The organism is Methylobacterium gregans (assembly GCF_022179245.1).
Taxonomy (GTDB): Bacteria; Pseudomonadota; Alphaproteobacteria; order Rhizobiales; family Beijerinckiaceae; genus Methylobacterium; species Methylobacterium gregans.
This window is the reverse complement of record NZ_BPQM01000092.1, coordinates 16,320-33,030: the sequence shown is the minus strand read 5'-3', so window position 1 is coordinate 33,030 and position 16,711 is coordinate 16,320. Positions and strand designations below refer to the sequence as shown.

The 16,711-nt window shown below is 70.8% G+C and carries 14 protein-coding genes; 6 read left to right on the top strand and 8 right to left on the bottom strand.

Features of this window, described 5'->3' with window-relative positions:
• Positions 1–411 precede the first annotated feature (411 nt).
• The 4 genes from MFF54_RS18000 to MFF54_RS17985 all read left to right on the top strand — a co-directional run bounded on the left by MFF54_RS18000 (position 412) and on the right by MFF54_RS17985 (position 3,738).
• Positions 412–1,857, top strand: coding sequence for a homospermidine synthase (locus tag MFF54_RS18000; RefSeq protein ID WP_238304188.1), 1,446 nt, complete (start codon positions 412–414; stop codon positions 1,855–1,857).
• Between the two features lie 100 nt (positions 1,858–1,957).
• On the top strand, positions 1,958–2,518 hold the full coding sequence (locus MFF54_RS17995; protein WP_238304187.1) for a Uma2 family endonuclease: 561 nt from the start codon (positions 1,958–1,960) through the stop codon (positions 2,516–2,518).
• Between the two features lie 36 nt (positions 2,519–2,554).
• On the top strand, positions 2,555–2,896 hold the full coding sequence (locus MFF54_RS17990; protein ID WP_238304186.1) for a hypothetical protein: 342 nt from the start codon (positions 2,555–2,557) through the stop codon (positions 2,894–2,896).
• Positions 2,893–3,738: a DUF1206 domain-containing protein gene (locus tag MFF54_RS17985; protein ID WP_238304185.1), complete on the top strand. Its 846-nt coding sequence runs from the start codon at positions 2,893–2,895 to the stop codon at positions 3,736–3,738. Before MFF54_RS17990 ends, MFF54_RS17985 begins: the two co-directional genes overlap by 4 nt.
• Before the next feature lie 7 nt (positions 3,739–3,745).
• Here the strand turns inward: MFF54_RS17985 and MFF54_RS17980 are convergent, their stop codons facing one another.
• Positions 3,746–4,900 (bottom strand): M23 family metallopeptidase, encoded by a 1,155-nt coding sequence (locus MFF54_RS17980; protein WP_238304184.1) that lies wholly within the window; start codon positions 4,898–4,900, stop codon positions 3,746–3,748.
• Between the two features lie 81 nt (positions 4,901–4,981).
• Positions 4,982–5,449 (bottom strand): peroxiredoxin, encoded by a 468-nt coding sequence (locus MFF54_RS17975; protein ID WP_238304183.1) that lies wholly within the window; start codon positions 5,447–5,449, stop codon positions 4,982–4,984.
• 158 nt (positions 5,450–5,607) lie between these two features.
• Here MFF54_RS17975 and MFF54_RS17970 point away from each other — a divergent pair, with 158 nt between their 5' ends.
• Both MFF54_RS17970 and MFF54_RS17965 read left to right on the top strand, forming a co-directional pair.
• The gene (locus MFF54_RS17970; RefSeq protein WP_370880129.1) at positions 5,608–9,030 is read left to right on the top strand and encodes a YhdP family protein; all 3,423 of its coding nucleotides are present in this window, start codon (positions 5,608–5,610) and stop codon (positions 9,028–9,030) included.
• A gap of 131 nt (positions 9,031–9,161) precedes the next feature.
• Positions 9,162–9,560: a hypothetical protein gene (locus MFF54_RS17965; protein ID WP_238304182.1), complete on the top strand. Its 399-nt coding sequence runs from the start codon at positions 9,162–9,164 to the stop codon at positions 9,558–9,560.
• Between the two features lie 71 nt (positions 9,561–9,631).
• Here the strand turns inward: MFF54_RS17965 and MFF54_RS17960 are convergent, their stop codons facing one another.
• From MFF54_RS17960 to MFF54_RS17935, 6 genes are all read right to left on the bottom strand, one after another.
• The gene (locus tag MFF54_RS17960) at positions 9,632–9,808 is read right to left on the bottom strand and encodes a hypothetical protein (protein ID WP_197430535.1); all 177 of its coding nucleotides are present in this window, start codon (positions 9,806–9,808) and stop codon (positions 9,632–9,634) included.
• Between the two features lie 90 nt (positions 9,809–9,898).
• Positions 9,899–10,333: a GlcG/HbpS family heme-binding protein gene (locus tag MFF54_RS17955; RefSeq protein ID WP_066921165.1), complete on the bottom strand. Its 435-nt coding sequence runs from the start codon at positions 10,331–10,333 to the stop codon at positions 9,899–9,901.
• 99 nt (positions 10,334–10,432) lie between these two features.
• Positions 10,433–11,407, bottom strand: a complete 975-nt coding sequence (locus MFF54_RS17950; protein WP_238304181.1) for an HpcH/HpaI aldolase/citrate lyase family protein — start codon at positions 11,405–11,407, stop codon at positions 10,433–10,435.
• A 119-nt stretch (positions 11,408–11,526) separates the two neighbouring features.
• A complete protein-coding gene (locus MFF54_RS17945) occupies positions 11,527–14,298 on the bottom strand; it encodes a phosphoenolpyruvate carboxylase (protein WP_238304180.1) in 2,772 nt (923 codons plus the stop codon).
• A 99-nt stretch (positions 14,299–14,397) separates the two neighbouring features.
• Positions 14,398–15,285, bottom strand: a complete 888-nt coding sequence (sucD, locus tag MFF54_RS17940; RefSeq protein ID WP_238304179.1) for a succinate--CoA ligase subunit alpha — start codon at positions 15,283–15,285, stop codon at positions 14,398–14,400.
• Positions 15,286–15,299: 14 nt separating this feature from the next.
• The gene (locus tag MFF54_RS17935; RefSeq protein ID WP_238304178.1) at positions 15,300–16,475 is read right to left on the bottom strand and encodes a malate--CoA ligase subunit beta; all 1,176 of its coding nucleotides are present in this window, start codon (positions 16,473–16,475) and stop codon (positions 15,300–15,302) included.
• Between the last annotated feature and the right edge of the window lie 236 nt (positions 16,476–16,711).

Below are 16,711 nucleotides of genomic sequence, written 5' to 3'. Positions count from 1 at the left end.
GCGCGGGGTACCCGATCGGCGCAACGCGCCGCGCCGCAGAGGGCGCATGCGGGAATGTCATATGTAGCAAAGTGCCATCGGCGTGGAACACTTGCGCTCTTCTGCATGGTCGCTCGAACAGGCGCGATCGCGCCCACTCGCCGTGGGAAAGATCTGTCTTTCTCCACACCCACGGATCGGATGAAAACTTGATGCAGCCCAAACCCGCCCGGCTGCGAATGGTTGACCACGCGGGCGCGCGCGGTCAGAAGCCCCAGCGCGGGGTCCCGCTGCCCGCCCCCGGTGCCCACCCGGAATATGCCGGGCCGTCCGCGCCCCGTTTGTCGCCGCTTCGTCATAGACGATGCTTAACCACCGACCTTTGACCACCGCCCCCGCCGGGGCGCGAGAGATGATGAGGATCCCCCCGGAATGACCGATCAGCCGACCCATCACCCGGTCTACGGCCGCATCAGCGGCCCCATCGTGATGATCGGCTTCGGCTCGATCGGCCGGGGCACCCTGCCGCTCATCGAGCGTCACTTCGAATATGACCGCGCCCGTTTCACGGTGATCGACCCGGTCGACACGCACAAGCCGCTCGCCGAGAAGCACGGCCTGCGCTTCGAGACGGTGGCGCTGACCCCTGAGAACTATCGCGACGTGCTGACCCCCCTGCTGACCGAGGGCGGCGGCCAGGGCTTCTGCGTCAACCTCTCGGTCGACACCTCGTCGCGGGCGATCATGGAGCTCTGCCGCGAGCTCGGCGCGCTCTACATCGACACCGTGGCCGAGCCCTGGCCGGGCTTCTACTTCGACAAGACGAAGAGCCAGGGCGACCGCACCAACTACGCGCTGCGCGAGAACATCCTCGACGCCCGCGCCCAGAACCCCGGCGGCACCACGGCCGTCTCCTGCTGCGGCGCCAACCCGGGCATGGTCTCGTGGTTCGTCAAGCAGGCGCTCCTCAACATCGCGAAGGACACGGGCCTGGAGCGGGCGGAGCCGACCTCGAAGGCCGAGTGGGCCGCTCTGATGAAGGATCTGGGCGTCAAGGGCGTGCACATCGCCGAGCGCGACACCCAGCGCGCGAAGAACCCGAAGCCGCGCGGCGTCTTCGTCAACACCTGGTCGGTCGAGGGCTTCGTCTCGGAGGGCAACCAGCCGGCCGAGCTCGGCTGGGGCACCAACGAGACCTGGAAGCCCGCGAACGCCCGCGAGCAGGAGAAGGGCTCGCGCTGCGCGATCTACCTGCTCCAGCCCGGCGCCGACACCCGCGTGCGCACCTGGGTGCCGACGGTCGGCGCGCAGTTCGGCTTCCTCGTCACCCACAACGAGGCGATCTCGATCGCCGACTACTACACGGTGCGCGATGGCGATAAGCCGGTCTTCCGTCCGACCTGCCACTACGCCTACCACCCGGCCGACGACGCCGTGCTCTCGCTGCACGAGATGTTCGGCAACGCCGGCAAGGTGCAGGAGCGCCACCACATCCTCGACGAGAACGAGATCGTGGACGGCATCGACGAGCTCGGCGTGCTCGTCTACGGCCACAAGAAGAACGCCTACTGGTACGGCTCGCAGCTCTCCATCGAGGAGACGCGCCGCATCGCTCCCTACCAGAACGCCACCGGCCTTCAGGTGACGAGCGCGGTGCTGGCCGGCATGGTCTGGGCGCTGGAGAACCCGAACGCCGGCATCGTCGAGGCCGACGAGATGGACTTCCGCCGCTGCCTGGAGGTCCAGACGCCGTATCTCGGCCCCGTGGTCGGCGTCTACACCGACTGGACCCCGCTCACCGACCGCCCCGGCCTGTTCCCGGAGGACATCGACACAAAGGATCCCTGGCAGTTCCGCAACGTGCTGGTGCACGGCTGAGCCTGTCTTGATCCGTCCGCCGGGGCCTCGGCCCCGGCGGGCGCTGTTGCGGGCGGCCGCCGCGATGCTACCATCCGGGTGCAGGCAGGATGGGGCCCCGATGGCTTTGGCCGCGAGACGCGACGCCCGCATGAGCGTCGCCGAGTATCAGGTCTGGGTGGAGAGCCGCCCCGACGAGGAGCGCTGGGAACTCCTCGACGGCGAGCCGGTGCTGATGTCGCTGCCGCAGCACCGGCACCCGCGGCTCGTCTACAACCTGCTGCGCCGCGTCGGCGACCTCGCCGACGCGCGCGGGTGCGAGGCGTTACCGGGCCTGGCCATCCTGAGCGAGGCCATGGACGATTTCGCGCCGATCCCGGCCATCGTCGTGCGCTGCGGGCCTCCGCTCCCGAGCGGTTACGCCCGCGACCCCGTGCTGATCGCCGAAGTCCTCTCGCCCTCCACCATGGCGAACGACCGCGGCCGCAAGGTGGATTTCTACCTCACGGTGCCGAGCCTGCGAACCTTCCTGATCGTCGACCAGAACGAGACGCGGATCGAGGTCTGGCAGCGCGACCGCGACTGGGAGATGCAGGTCTTCGGTCCCGCCGACCGGATCGCGCTGCCTGAACTCGGCGGCGACTTGGCCGTTTCGGATATCTACGCCCGCGTCGTCTTCTAGACCCCCATCAGGTCTCCCGCCCAAGGTCCCCTGCTCTTGCCTCACTTCGAAGAGTTCTACGCCGACAAGCTGCGCGGCTCGCTGGGCGTCACCGACGCGGAGGCGGTGCTGGACCTGCGCGGCGCCAACCGCGCCACGGCGGAGGCCTCGCTGAAGGACATGCTGGAGCGCTCCCGCTTCGGGAAGAGCAAGGTGGTGGCGATCCGCCTCGATCCGCCCCCGGAAGGCGGCGGCGAGACCCTGTTCCAGCCGATCGGCCGGCTCCTGCTCGACGCCAAGCGCCGCGGCCTGATCGAGCGGCTGCAGACCCTGCCGGCCCAGGACGGGCTGGGCTTCTACGTCTCGCTCTCCGGCAAGCCGCAGCGTTCGCCCGCGTGAAAAGCTTCGGAGGACGCAACACCCTGGAACGCCTCGCCCGCTACGGCTACGGCGCGCGCGGCCTCGTCTACTGCGTGGTCGGCGCGCTGGCCGTGCTGGCGGCGCTCGGCGCGGGCGGGCAGACCGGCGACAGCAAGGGCGCCCTGCGGGCGGTGCTCGGCGGCCCGTTCGGTCCCGTCGTCGTCGGCGCGATCGCGGTGGGGCTCCTCGCCTTCGCGATCTGGCGCCTCGTGGAGGGGATCACCGACGCGGATCGGCGCGGCACAGGTCCGAAGGGACTCGCGGTGCGGGGCGCGCATCTGATCAGCGCCGGGATCTACGGCGGCCTCGCGCTGACCGCGGCGAGCCTCAGCCTGGGACTCGGCCTGAAGGGCGGCGACGGGATGCAGGACTGGAGCGCGTGGCTCATGGCCAAACCGCTCGGCCGCTGGCTGCTGGCGCTGATCGGTCTCGGGATCGTGGCGGGGGGCTTCGGCTTCCTGGGCAAGGCGGTCGGCGGCGATGTGACCGAGCGTCTGGCGCTGAGCCAGGGCCAGTGCCGCTGGGCACGGCCGGTCGGGCGGTTCGGCTACGCGGCGCGCGGGATCGCCTTCCTGATCATCGGCGGCTTCCTCGTCGTGGCGGCGTGGTACCAGCGCTCCTCCGAGGTAAAGGGCCTCGGCGAGGCGTTCCGGCTGCTGCGACAGCAGCAATACGGCTGGATCCTGCTTGCCGTGGTGGCGGCAGGCCACGTCGCCTTCGGAGCCTTCGGTCTGATCCAGGCCCGCTACCGGCGCATCGACGCGCCTGACATCGACGACACGGACGACGCGGCCGCCAAGGCCTTTCGGGCCCTGCGGTAGAGGCAGTCTACGGCGTCGCCGTCTCGAGCCGCCGCCCGGCTTCGAGGAAGCGCTCCGGATCGACCGGCTCGCCGTCGATCCGGGTCTCGTAGTGCAGGTGCGCGCCCGTGGAGCGTCCGGTGGAGCCGATCCGGCCGACGACGGCCCCCGCCGTCATCCACTGGCCAGGCACCACCGCGATGCGCGCCAGATGCGCGTAGCGCGTGGTGAGGCCGTGCCCGTGGTCGATCTCGACCATGTTGCCGTAGCCGCCCGCGAACTCCGCCGCCGTCACCCGGCCGGGCGCCGTGGCGCGGGCCGGCTCGCCGGTCTCCGCCTTCAGGTCGAGGCCAGTGTGGAGGGCGAGGCCGCGGGTGAAGGGATCGAGCCGGGCGCCGAAGCCGCTCGACACGCCGTGCGCGCCCTGCACCGGCGGCCGGAGGGGCAGCGCCTCCGTGTGACGGCGCAGGCGCTCGGCCTCGCCGACCGCGGCTTGCGCCGCCTCCAGCATCCCGGGGAAGTCGCCGGCGGGCAGCGGCACAAGCGGGCCGCCGACCGCGGAGGCCGCTCCCGTGAAGCGGGCGGGATCGAGGCCGGCGCCACGGATCACCCCGCGCAGCTGCCGCACCGTCCGGGACGCCCCGTCCACCACCCGGGCGAGCGCACGGGCCTGGGCCGCCTGCACGGCATCGAGCCCGCTCTCGAGTCCGGCGAGCCGGACGGTCGCCTGCTCGGCCCGCCGTCCCGACCGGGAGCCGTCCTCGCCGCGCAGCTCGAACGCGTCGGGTGCGGGCCGGGCCGCCTCGGCGGGCACGAGGCCGGGCAGGCGTCCGAGCACCGATTGGCGCCGCTCCAACTCGGCCTGACGCTCCAGGGCCGCCGACAGGCGGCGCTCCAGGTCGGAGCGCTCGTCCAGCATCCGTCGGCCCCGCCGGATCTCGGCATCGAGGTCGGCGATGCGCGCCTCGTAGGCCGCCTGCATCCCGCTCTGGCGGCTCAGGAGGCGTGCGAGCGCGTCGTCGCGGAAGACGAGGCCGTAGGTCGCAGCGCCCGCCCACAGGGTCGCGAGCCCGAGACCGCCGGCGAGCAGGGCGCGGCCGCCGGGGCGTGCCGGCCGGGGGCGTCGCGGCGATGTCTCGGTGTGGCGCATGGGCAGCGGGGCTTCGCGGATCGCGACGCCCATCAGGCCCGGTTAGGGTTAAGGAAGCCCGAAGGAGCTACCCCGAAGGCTTGCCGTCCGGAGGCGATCCCGGACGGCACGCGCTCAGGCGAGATCGCGGGCCGCGCCCAGCACTTCCTCGGCATGGCCCGGCACCTTCACCTTCGGCCAGATCCGAGCGATCCGCCCCTCCCGGTCGACGAGCAGGGTCGTGCGCTCCACGCCCATGTACTTGCGCCCGTACATGCTCTTCTCGACCCAGACCCCGTAGGCCTGGAGGGTCTCCTTGGTCTCGTCGGAGGCGAGCGGGAACTGGAGGCCGTACTTGCCGCAGAACTTGTCGTGGCTCTTCACCGGGTCCGGCGAGAGGCCGATCACCCGCGCGTCCGCGGCCTCGAACTCGGCGAGCAGCGCGTTGAAGCCCTGCGCCTCGAGGGTGCAGCCGCTCGTGTCGTCCTTCGGGTAGAAGTAGAGCACGATCTTGTGACCACGCATCGCGGAGAGCGCGATGCTCTGCCCGGACGAGCCCGGCAGGGTGAAATCCGGTGCCGGATCTCCGACGGTGAGGGACATCGTGCCTTCCTTTCGGCCGATTGATGGTGTGCCTGGGAACGACCCCGAAACAGCGGGTTCGACAGCCGATCTGGTCGGGATCAGCCGCGCTCTTAAAATGAGCCCGTGTCCCGATCCAGCGGTCACGCTTCGAAGTTTGGTCTCGACACAAGGTCTCGATGGCTGAAGCACCCGAGGGACTGACGCCGCCCCGGGCGGGACGCCGCTGGGGCTTGGCCTGCGGGCTGACCATGCTCGGCCTGGTCCTGCTCGTCGGGCTGGCGGGCGGCCTCGTCTGGCTGCGGCTCGCCGCCGGCCCGATCAGCCTGGATGCCTTTTCGGGGCGTGTCGCGGCGGCGGTGGCCGAGCGGATCGGGCCGGGCTGGCGCATCGATCTCAGGGATTCCTCTCTCGAACTGGACGCCGAGCATTCGCTCGCGCTGCGCATCGCCGGGCTCGACATCCGCAACCCGCAGGGGGCGCTGGTGGTGCGGGCCCCGCTCGCCGTCGTCAGCCTCGACAGCTGGGGCCTGCTGCGGCTGGCGGTGCAGCCGCGCTCTATCGAGTTCCGCGACGTGCAGATGACGGCGCTCGTCCACCACGATGGCTCGATCGCTTTCGCGTCGCCCGACGCAGGCCAGGCCAGCACACCCCAGACCCTGCCGAGCGTCGACACGGCGCGCGGCACGGTCTCGCCGCTCTCGGCGGGCATCGCCTCGATCTTCGGCGTGGTGCTCGATCCGGCCGGAATCGTCGGCGCCCTGGACCGGGCCCGCGTCACCAACGCGCGCCTGACCCTCGTCGGCGAGGATGGGCAGGCCAAGGCCGTGTTCGAGCGCGTCAACGGGTTGTTCGGCCGCGACGCCACGCAGGACGCGCGCCTGTTCGAGTTGCGCATCGACGGGCCGCACGGGCAGTGGCGCTTCGGCGGCACGCTGCGCGAAGCTGCGGACGGGCGCCGCACCGGCGTCATCACCCTCGACGACCTGCCGGTCACCGACCTGCTGCTGCTCTCCGGCCAGTCGAAGCTGCCGGTGACGACCGACCTCAAGCTCTCGGCCCGGGCCGACGCCGCCCTCCTCAACGGGCGGATCGAGACGATGCAGCTCGGCCTGCGCACCGGCGACGGCTCGCTGCTCATCGAGGAGAAGGACTTCAACCCCGTCACCGTCGAGAGCCTGACCGCCGAGGCGAGCTGGGACGAGATGGCACGCGCCATGACGCTCGCCAGCCTCGACTACCGGGGCGCGGGCAACAAGGTCCGGCTCTCCGGTCTCTGGCAGGCGAGCCCGGCCGGCGCCGACACCGCCTGGACCGCGACGCTGACCGGCCGCGACGGCGTGCTGCGGGGCGCCGCCCCGAAGGACGCGCCCGTGGCCATCGGGGCGCTGGACGCCCGCCTCTCCGGCCGGGCCGGCGGCCTGAGCATCGACGCGCTGACCCTCGCGGGACCCGGCGTGAAGGGCCAGCTCGGCGGCACGCTCGGCACAAGCGCCGACGACGACGGGCTGACGCTGCACATCGCGGCCAGCGACAGCGAGGCGCGCACGGCCCTGCGGCTCTGGCCCGAGAACATCGCGCCGGGCGCGCGCAACTACCTCGTGGATGCGCTCCGCGGCGGGCGCATCGACATGGTGGACATCCGCGTCGACATGTCGGGGGCGGAGCTCGCCGCGGCGACCCGCGGCGAGCCGATGCCCGACAACGCGGTGCATATCGACTTCCGAGTCTCGGAGGCTGCCCTTGAGGTCTCCCCCGACGCGCCGCCCCTGACGCGCGGGCGCGTGGCCGGCACGATCACCGGCCGCACGACGCGGATCCGCGACGTCACCGCGGATCTTCGCATGGCGGATGGCCGGGCGCTCACGATCTCGGACGGCAGCTTCGTAATCCCGGAGATCACCCCCGACACGGTCGTGGCACAGATCGGCCTGCGGCTCGGCGGCGGGGCTGACGCGCTCGCCGCCCTCCTTCAGACCAAGATGTTCAAGAGCCTGTCCGGCGCCGATCTCGACCCGGCCGCCGTCAAGGGCTCGGCGGACCTGCAGATCGCCTTCCCGCTGAACCTCAAGCACATTCCCGATTTGCCCGACCTGCCGGTGACGATCTCCGGCACCCTCGCCGACCTCTCGGTCGACAAGGTGGTGGGCAAGGACAGGCTCGAAGCCGGCCGCTTCGCCGTCGCCTACGGCCGCGACGGCTTCAGCCTGAAGGGCGATGCCCGAGTGCTCGGCGCGCCGATCACGGTCGATCTGCGCCAGCCCCGCACCGGCGGGGGCGGCGAGGTGCAGGTGGGCCTTGCCCTCGACGAGGCGGTGCGGGCGAAGAAGGGCCTGCCCACCGCGCCGCAGCTCAGCGGCACGATCCCGGTGCGGGCGGTGGTGCCGCTCGGGCGGGCGGGCAAGGCGCCGGTCCGGGTCGAGGCCGACCTGACCCGGGCGGGCATCGACGGGCTGCTGCCGGGCCTCACCAAGGCCCCGGGCAAGGCCGGGCGCCTCAGCTTCAGCCTCTCCGAGACGCAGGGCGGAGCGGATCTGCGCGACATCGTGCTCGATGCCGGCACGGCCTCCGCCCGCGGAGCCGCGAGCTTCGGCGAGGCGGGCCTGGAGCGGGCGGAGCTCTCGGGGGTGAAGCTCTCGCCCGGCGACGACATGCGGGTCGTCGTGGACCGGAACGGGGCCGGCTACCGCGTCACCGTGCGGGGTGCGGTGGCCGATGCCCGGCCCTTCCTGAAGTCGCTGACCGGGCCGGACCAGAAGGGCGGGCGCGACGCCGCCCCGAAAGACATCGACGCCGACATCACCCTCGGCATCCTCACCGGCCACAACGAGGAGGCGCTGACCAACGCCAGCCTCAAGCTCTCGCTCCGGGGCAAGGACCTGCGCGCGGCGACGATCGCGGGCCGGTTCCGCTCCGCGCCCTTCGCGGCAAGCGTGACCAAGGGGGAGCGCGGCGTGCCCACTCTCTCGGTCGAGACGGCGGATGCCGGCGCCACCCTGCGCTTCGTGGACATCTACCGCCGGATGTTCGGCGGCAAGCTCAGCGCCGGGATCAACCTGAACGACGGACCGCAGGCGGGCGTGGTCCAGATCCGCAGCTTCACGCTCCGCAACGAGCCGGCGCTCTCGAGCATCATGGCGCGAGGGCCGGACATTCCCGAGACCGTCGACGCCCGCGGCCGGCGCCGGCCCGCGGTGCAGCAGGCGGCCGAGGTGACCTTCGATCGGATGCGGGCGAACTTCGTGCGCACCGGCAGCCGGGTCGATTTCTCGGATGCGGCGATCTCGAACGCGGCGCTCGGCTTCACTCTCTCGGGCTACCTCGACACGGGGCGTGAGCGCACGGACATCAACGGCACCTTCGTGCCCCTCTACGGGCTGAACAACGTGGTGGCGCAGGTACCGTTGTTCGGGCCTCTGCTCGCGGGCGGGCACAACGAGGGCCTGTTCGCGGTCAACTTCCGGGTTCAGGGACGGCTGGCCTCGCCGGAGGTCAGCGTGAACCCGCTCTCGGCCGTGGCTCCGGGCTTCCTGCGCAAGCTGTTCAGCGCGGGCGGCTCCTTCGCGGACGGCGATCCCGCGGTGGCGCCGAGCGACCGGTAGTCCGAGTCGCGGATCCCGGCGCCTGAACGGCGCCGAACGGGACCGCTCCCGCGCCGTTCAGGCGCGGCGTGCGACACCATCCTCACCGATGGCCCGGCGCCTCGCCGGCCACGCGGCATCAGAGGATGTCCATGTCGCGCCTCCCCTCGCCCCGCCGCCTGCGCGGCTTCGGGCTGCTCGCCCTAATGCTGGCCGGCACCGCCGCCCAGGCAGCCGATTTCGACGGGGCCTACCGCCCGCGCCCGGATTTCGGGCCGGGCTTCGAGGCGGATCACGGGCGCCAGCCGCCCCCGCCGCCCCGCTACCCGCGCTTCTCGGCCGCCCCAGAGCTCGCGCCCTCGCCCTGCCGGGTCTTCGTGAAGCGCCGCTTCGACGCCGACGGCGAGCCGGTGATCCGCCGGGTTCGGGTCTGCGACGAGCCGGACGATCTCGGTCCCCCGCGCCGTCCGAGCTTCGATCCGCCGCCGCCGGACTTCCCCCGGAACTTCCCCGATGAGCCCCGGGGCCGCTGGGGCGGGCCCCGCTGGTAGAGCCCGCAGAACGACGAAGCCCCCGCCCGGAGCGCCGGACGGGGGCTTCGTGAAGGGGCTCCGGGCCGGCGTCAGGCCCGGGCCGGCGCCTTCTTCAGCGCGGCCGCGAAGGCCTTGAGCTGCCGGTTGAGGTCCGCCAGCTCGTTCAGCGCGATGGTCTTGTGGCCGTCCTTCACGGCCCGCTCGATATCCTCGACCTGGGTTGCCACGAGGCGACGCAGGGCTTCGGCGAATTGTTCACGGTTCATCGTCGCGCTCCCCGACCGGCTTCTGGCTGATGGGCCCGTCATAGAGCGGTAGCCTTAACCGGCGGTTGCGGGACGGCCGCGCCGGACGCCTCAGGTCCGCCAGGGATGGGCGGGCAGCTCCGTCTTGCCGATGGCCTGGGCGCCGGCCTGCGCGACCGCGTCGTCGTTCTCCACCGTCGAGCCGCTGACGCCGATCGCGCCCGACATCACCCCATCCGCGTCCACGATCGGGATGCCGCCCGGGAAGGTGATCAGCCCGTCGTTCGAGTGCTCGATGCCGTAGAGCGAGCCGCCGGGTTGCGAGAGCTGGCCGATCTGGCCGGTCTTCATGCCGAAGAACACCGAGGTCTTGGCCTTCTTCTGCGCGATGTCGATCGAGCCGACCCAGGCGTCGTCCATGCGGTAGAACGCCTTCAGGTTACCGCCCGAATCCACCACCGCGATGCACATCTGGGTGCCGAGCTCGACCGCCTTGTCGCGGGCGGCGCGGATCGCGGTCTCGGCCTGTTCGATGGTCACGTGCATGGCTGAACTCTCCCGGGTCGGGCGCCGGACAGGCGCCTCGGTTGAAACGGAGACGGCCGCCGGATCGCTCCGGCGGCCGCCGCTCGGGGCTGCGGTGGTTTACTTGCCCGACATCGCGTCGGCCTTCTCGATCAGCGCCTCGGCCATGCGGATCGAGGCGATATCGATGAGGCGGCCGTCGAGGGCCACCGCGCCGCGGCCGGCCTTGGCGGCCTCTTCCATGGCCACAAGGATGCGGCGGGCCTTCTCGACCTCCTTCTCGGAGGGCGTGAACACCTCGTTGGCGAGCTCGATCTGACTCGGGTGGATCGCCCACTTGCCCTCGTAGCCGGCTGCGGCGCAGCGGCGGGCGGCCGAGAGGTAGCCGTCCTTGTCCGAGAAGTCGCCGAACGGGCCGTCGATCGGGCGAAGGCCGTAGGCGCGGCAGGCCACCAGCATGCGCTGCTGGGCGAACAGCCACGGATCCTGCCAGTGCGTCTCGCGATTGCCCGCCTCGTCCTTGTCGGTGAGCACGGAGTAATCGGGGTTGACGCCGCCGATCACGGTCGAGCGGGTGCGGCAGGAGGCGGCGTAGTCGGCCACGCCGAAGGACATCGCCTCCAGGCGCTTGGAGGAGGTCGCGATCGCCTCGACGTTGGCCATGCCGAGCGCGGTCTCGATCAGCACCTCGAAGCCGAGCTTCTTCTCGCGCTTCTTGGCTTGCTCGATCTGCGTGACGAGCACGTCGATGGCGTAGACGTCCTGCGGGACGCCGACCTTCGGGATGAGGATCATGTCGAGGCGCGGGCAGGCTTCGACGATGTCCACGACGTCGCGGTACATGTAGTGGGTGTCGAGACCGTTGATGCGGATCATCATGGTCTTGTTGCCCCAATCGATCTCGTTCAGGGCCTGGATGATGTTCTTGCGGGCCTGCTCCTTGTCGTCGGGGGCGACCGCGTCCTCGAGGTCGAGGAAGATCACGTCCGCCGCGGAGGCCGCCGACTTCTCCATGAAGGTCGGGTTCGAGCCCGGTACGGCGAGCTCGGAGCGGTGCAGGCGGGGCTTGGCCTGCTGGATCAGGGTGAAGCTCATCTTGTTTCTCTCCTGGTAACGGTTCTGGTGCCGCTCTGGGGCCGCGGACGCGCTACGCCCCCCGGTCCTCCGGGTGCAACATGGGCCGCGGACACGCTTGCGACAGGGTTACACGCCTCTCACCCCGTCGCGCCGAAGCCGACGGCGATGCAGTTGATCGACAGGAGCAGCGCCGACTTCACCGCCTCGCGGCGATCCTCGTCGGTCTCCTGGCGGAAGCGTGCGAGCAGCTCGACCTGCTCGCGGCTGACCTGGTTGATCGTCGGCAGCCGGCCCTGGAGCCGGTCGCGGAACAGCGGGAAGCGCTGGGCGAGCTGGCGCCCGCCGCTCACCCGCAGCACCATCTCCTTGGTCAGCGCGTACTCGGCCTCGACCATGCGGAAGATCCGGGCGCGGACGAGCTCGTCCGCGACGAGCCCGGCATAGTCGCGGGCGATGTCGAGATCGACCATCATCAGCGTCTTCTCGACCTCGTCGAGGACGAGGCGGAAGACCCGCGATTCCTCGAACAGGCGCTTGAGCTGCGCCTCGCCCTCGGCCCCGCGGACGTCGAGGAAGCTCTGGATCCCCGAGCCCACGCCGTACCAGCCCGTGACGACGTGCCGGTTCTGCGACCACGCGAACACCCAGGGGATCGCCCTGAGATCCGAGAGCGAGCGGGCGCCGAAGCGCCGCGCCGGGCGCGAGCCGATGTTGAGGAGCGCGATCTCGTCGAGCGGGCTCGCCGCCTGGAAGTAGTCGACGAGCCCTTCCGTCTGCAGCAGGTTGACGTAGGCCGCCCGCGAGGCGCCCGAGAGCGCCTCCATGGCGTCGTCGGCACCGAGCCGCGAGATTGTGCCCCCCTGACCGTTGCCGTTGGGCTCGGGCGCCAGCGCGTGCTCGAACACGGAGGCCGCGAGCAGCTCCATCTGGTAGGCCGCCGTGCCGCGGTTGGCGTATTTGAACGAGACGACCTCGCCCTGCTCGGTGATGCGGAAGCGCCCGTTGATCGAGCCGGGCGGCTGCGCGGCGATGCCCCGGTGGGTCGGCACGCCGCCGCGGCTCACCGAGCCGCCGCGGCCGTGGAAGAAGGCGATCGGCACGCCCGCGTGCTTGCCGAGCACGGTCAGCCGGGCCTGCGCCTTGTAGAGCTCCCAGTTCGAGGCGACGAAGCCGCCGTCCTTGTTCGAATCCGAGTAGCCGATCATCACCTCCTGCACGCCGCCCTGCCAGCGCGTGGAGCGGCGCACGACCGGTGTCGCGAGCAGCTCCTTCATGATGGCGGGCGCGGCGCGCAGATCGTCGATGGTCTCGAACAGCGGCACGATCGGCAGCGGGCAGATCTCGGTGCCGGCGGCGTCGAGGAACAGGCCCGCCTCCTTGGCGAGCAGGTAGGCGCCGAGCACGTCCTCGACCGAGCGGGTCATCGACAGGATGAAGCTGCCGAAGGCCTCGCGGTCCAGCTGCTCGCGCATCTCGGCGACGAGCGCGAAGGTGTCGAGGGTTTCCTGTGCCGCCTCCGGCAGGTCGTCGAAGCCGCGCTCCGGGTCGCGGGGCCGGGCGAGCTCGGCGAGCAGCCAGTCGCGCCAGGCGGGCGAGTCGGGCTCCGGCGGCGGCCGGTCGCCTTGTCTCCGGGCCCAGAGCGCCTGCAGCGTCTGCGTGGTGCGGGTCGAGTTCTCGCGGATGTCGAGGCGCACGGTCGAGAAGCGGAAGATCTCGACCATGCGGCGCACCGGGCGCACGAGATCGGTGGCGAGCCCCGTGCAGCGGGCATCCGCCAGCCCCTTCTCCAGGGTGCGCAGGTCATTGATCAGGCCGTCGGCGCTCGGATAGTCGGGACCGGCGGGGTGCGCGCCCTCGTTGCGGGCGATCGTCGCCTCGAGCTTGCGCTGCACGCAGGTTAGGAACTGGCGATAGGCCTCGCCCGGGTTGCGGCCCGTGATGGCCTTGGCGTCGCCGCTCTCGCTGAGCGCGTGGGCGAGCTCGGCGCGGAAGGCGTCGGGCACCGGCAGCGAGCGCTCCGTCAGCGAGAGCATGCGGGCCAGATGGTTGATGCCGTCGCGGTAGCGCCGCAGGGAGGCCAGCGCGTTGCGCTTCAGGGTCTCGCGGGTGACGCTCGCGGTGACGTAGGGGTTGCCGTCGCGGTCGCCGCCGATCCAGCTGCCGAACTGGAAGAAGGGCGGCACCTCGAAGGTCTCGTCCGGGTAGTGGCGCATGAGCGCCTCCTCCAGCGAGACCATCATCTCGGGCAGCATTTCGAAGAGCGACTCGTCGAAGAAGTGCAGGCCCCAGGCGACCTCGCGCTCGACGGTGGGCTTCTCCAGGTGCAGTTCGCCCGTCATCCAGACCAGCTCGATCTGGGCGCGCAGCTCGTTCATCAGGCCGTTGCGCTCGCGCTCGGTCCAGCGCGGCATTTCCAGCTCGCGCAGCACGAGGTAGATGCGCCGGAACTTCTCCAGCACGGTCACGCGCTTGCCCTCGGTCGGGTGCGCGGTGATCGTGGGGCGGATGCGCAGGTCCTTCAGGAGCGCGTGGATCTGCGGCGCCCGGATGCCGCGGCCCGCGGCCTCGGCCAGGACCTTGGCGAAGGAGCCGCCGAGGGCCTCGCGCCCATCCACGCGCTCGATCTGGCGGCGGCGGCGCATGGCCGCGTTCTGCTCGGCGATCGAGATGAGCTGGAACCAGATGCCCTGCACCTGGAGCGCGCGGGCCAGCATCTCGGGGGTGAAGGTGGAGATGTCGGCGGTGCCGTGCAGCACCGATTCCAGTTCCGGCTCGTGGCGGCGGGCCACGTCGAGGAGCGCGTGGAACAGGATGTCGAGCGGCTCCTTCGCCGAGGTGCCGGTGATGACCGGGGGCGCGAAGGCGCTCTCGTCGGCGTGGCCGGGGGAGGCGTGGAGGGTTCGGGTCATGGGGCCACCTCGTGGCGCACGTCGTGTCGGAAGCGGGCGTGCCGCTCGCCCTCCCGGTGCGGGAGAGGGCCAAGCGGCACGCCGGATGAGAGGCCCGTGTCAGGCCGCCTTCAGCACCTTGGCCACGGTCTCGCCGAAGGAGCCCGGGTCCGGCGCCACGGTGAGGCCGTAGGAGCGCATGATCTCGGCCTTCTCGGCGGCGCTGTCGCCGGTCGCCGAGATGATGGCGCCCGCGTGCCCCATGCGGCGGCCCTTCGGGGCGGTGAGGCCCGCCACGAAGCCGATCACCGGCTTCGACATGTTCTCCCGGATCCAGGCGGAGGCCTCGGCCTCCTGCGGACCCCCGATCTCGCCGATCATCAGCACCGCGTGGGTGTCCGGGTCGCGCTCGAACAGGGTCAGATGGTCGAGGAAGGAGGAGCCGTTGATCGGGTCGCCGCCGATGCCGACCGAGGTCGAGATGCCGATCCCGAGCGCCTTCATCTGCGAGGCGGCCTCGTAGCCGAGCGTGCCGGAGCGCGAGATCACCCCGACATTGCCCTTGAGGTAGATGTGGCCCGGCATGATGCCGAGCATCGCCTTTCCGGGCGAGATGATGCCGGCGCAGTTCGGGCCGACCACCATGGTGCGTCGGTCCTTGGGGTAGCGCATCAGGTAGCGCTTCACCCGCATCATGTCCTGGGCCGGGATGCCGTCGGTGATCGAGCAGACGAGGCGCAAGCCCGCATCCGCCCCCTCCATGATGGCGTCGGCCGCGAACGGCGGGGCCACGAAGGTGATCGAGGTGGTGGCGCCCGTGGCCGCCACCGCCTCCTTGACGGTGTTGAACACCGGGATACCCAGATGCGTGCGCCCGCCCTTGCCGGGGGTGACACCGGCCACGACGTTGGTGCCGTAATCCAGCATCTCCTTCGCGTGGAACGTGCCCTTGTCGCCGGTGATGCCCTGGACGAGGATCGGGGTCTTCTCGTCGATGAGAATGCTCATGGCGCGATCTCCCCTCAGTGGTTCTTGGTGTTGTTGCAGGCGTCCACCGCCTTGACGGCCGCCTCCGACAGCGTGTCGGCGGTGATGAGGTCGAGCCCGCTCTCGGCGAGGATCTGCTTGCCGGCCTCCACGTTCGTGCCGGCGAGGCGCACCACCAGCGGCACCTCGATCTTCACCTCGCGGGCGGCCTTCACCACGCCCTCGGCGATCCAGTCGCAGCGGTTGATCCCCGCGAAGATGTTGACGAGGATCGCCTTGACGTTCCTGTCCGAGAGAACGAGCCGGAAGGCCGTGGCGACCCGCTCCGGCGAGGCGCCGCCGCCCACGTCCAGGAAGTTCGCGGGCTCGCCGCCCGCGTGCTTGATCATGTCCATGGTGGCCATGGCGAGCCCGGCGCCGTTGACGATGCAGCCGATCTCGCCTTCGAGCCCGATGTAGTTGAGGTTGTGCTCGGCGGCCTGGGCCTCGCGCGGGTCGCTCTGCGAGGGATCGTGCATGTCCGCGATGTGGCGGCGGCGAAACATCGCGTTGTCGTCGAAGCTCATCTTGGCGTCGAGCGCGAGCACCCGGTCATCCTTCGTCACGACGAGCGGGTTGATCTCCAGCATGGTGCCGTCGCAGTCGCGGAACGCCCGGTAGGCGTTCATGATCGTCTTCACCGCGGCCGAGACCTGCTTGATGTTGAGGCCGAGCTGGAAGGCGATCTCGCGGGCCTGGAACTGCTGCAGGCCGACCGCGGGCTCGACCACGATCTGGATCAGCGCGTCCGGATCGGTCGCGGCGATCTCCTCGATGTCCATGCCGCCGCGCTGCGAGGCGATGACGCGCACGCGCTCGGCCTTCCGGTCCAGCACGTAGCCGAGATAGAGCTCTCGCTCGAACGGGTCGGCGGTCTCGACATAGACCCGCTGCACCGGCTTGCCCTCGGGCCCGGTCTGGATCGTCACGAGGCGCTTGCCGAGGAGTTCGCGGGAGGCGTCCCGCACCTCGTTGTAGGTGCGGCAGAGCTTGATCCCGCCGGCCTTGCCCCGGGCGCCCGCGTGGATCTGCGCCTTCACGGCCCAGAACGAGCCGCCGAGCTCGGTCGCCGCGTAGACCGCCTGATCGGGGCTGAAGGCGACGGCACCCTTCGGGACCGCGACACCGAAGCTCGCGAGAAGCTCCTTGGCCTGGTACTCGTGGACGTCCATGGCATCGCCTCCGATTTTATTATGGGCGACCGCTGGTCTTGGGGCCGGCCTTTTCGGCTCCGGCGGTCTTGCACATCTTATAGCGGCAAGTTTTGTTTCGCGGGAGCGCTGGAGGATATCAAATTTTTTGACTTTCGCTTTGAAGCTGTCTTGAAGCTTCGGCGAATGCTGTCTGTATTCAATGGTGCGGCGCGGGAGAGTTTTTGCGCTCGCGAAAATCACGTCCGACTTGGCGT

Coding starts and splice junctions, on each gene's coding strand:
- MFF54_RS17960 (WP_197430535.1), bottom strand. CDS start 9,808: ATGAACCGTGAACAATTCGCCGAAGCCCTGCGTCGCCTCGTGGCAACC.
- MFF54_RS17955 (WP_066921165.1), bottom strand. CDS start 10,333: ATGCACGTGACCATCGAACAGGCCGAGACCGCGATCCGCGCCGCCCGC.
- MFF54_RS17975 (WP_238304183.1), bottom strand. CDS start 5,449: ATGTCCCTCACCGTCGGAGATCCGGCACCGGATTTCACCCTGCCGGGC.
- MFF54_RS17950 (WP_238304181.1), bottom strand. CDS start 11,407: ATGAGCTTCACCCTGATCCAGCAGGCCAAGCCCCGCCTGCACCGCTCC.
- MFF54_RS17980 (WP_238304184.1), bottom strand. CDS start 4,900: ATGGGCGTCGCGATCCGCGAAGCCCCGCTGCCCATGCGCCACACCGAG.
- MFF54_RS17935 (WP_238304178.1), bottom strand. CDS start 16,475: ATGGACGTCCACGAGTACCAGGCCAAGGAGCTTCTCGCGAGCTTCGGT.
- MFF54_RS17965 (WP_238304182.1), top strand. CDS start 9,162: ATGTCGCGCCTCCCCTCGCCCCGCCGCCTGCGCGGCTTCGGGCTGCTC.
- MFF54_RS18000 (WP_238304188.1), top strand. CDS start 412: ATGACCGATCAGCCGACCCATCACCCGGTCTACGGCCGCATCAGCGGC.
- MFF54_RS17945 (WP_238304180.1), bottom strand. CDS start 14,298: ATGACCCGAACCCTCCACGCCTCCCCCGGCCACGCCGACGAGAGCGCC.
- MFF54_RS17970 (WP_370880129.1), top strand. CDS start 5,608: ATGGCTGAAGCACCCGAGGGACTGACGCCGCCCCGGGCGGGACGCCGC.
- MFF54_RS17995 (WP_238304187.1), top strand. CDS start 1,958: ATGGCTTTGGCCGCGAGACGCGACGCCCGCATGAGCGTCGCCGAGTAT.
- sucD (WP_238304179.1), bottom strand. CDS start 15,285: ATGAGCATTCTCATCGACGAGAAGACCCCGATCCTCGTCCAGGGCATC.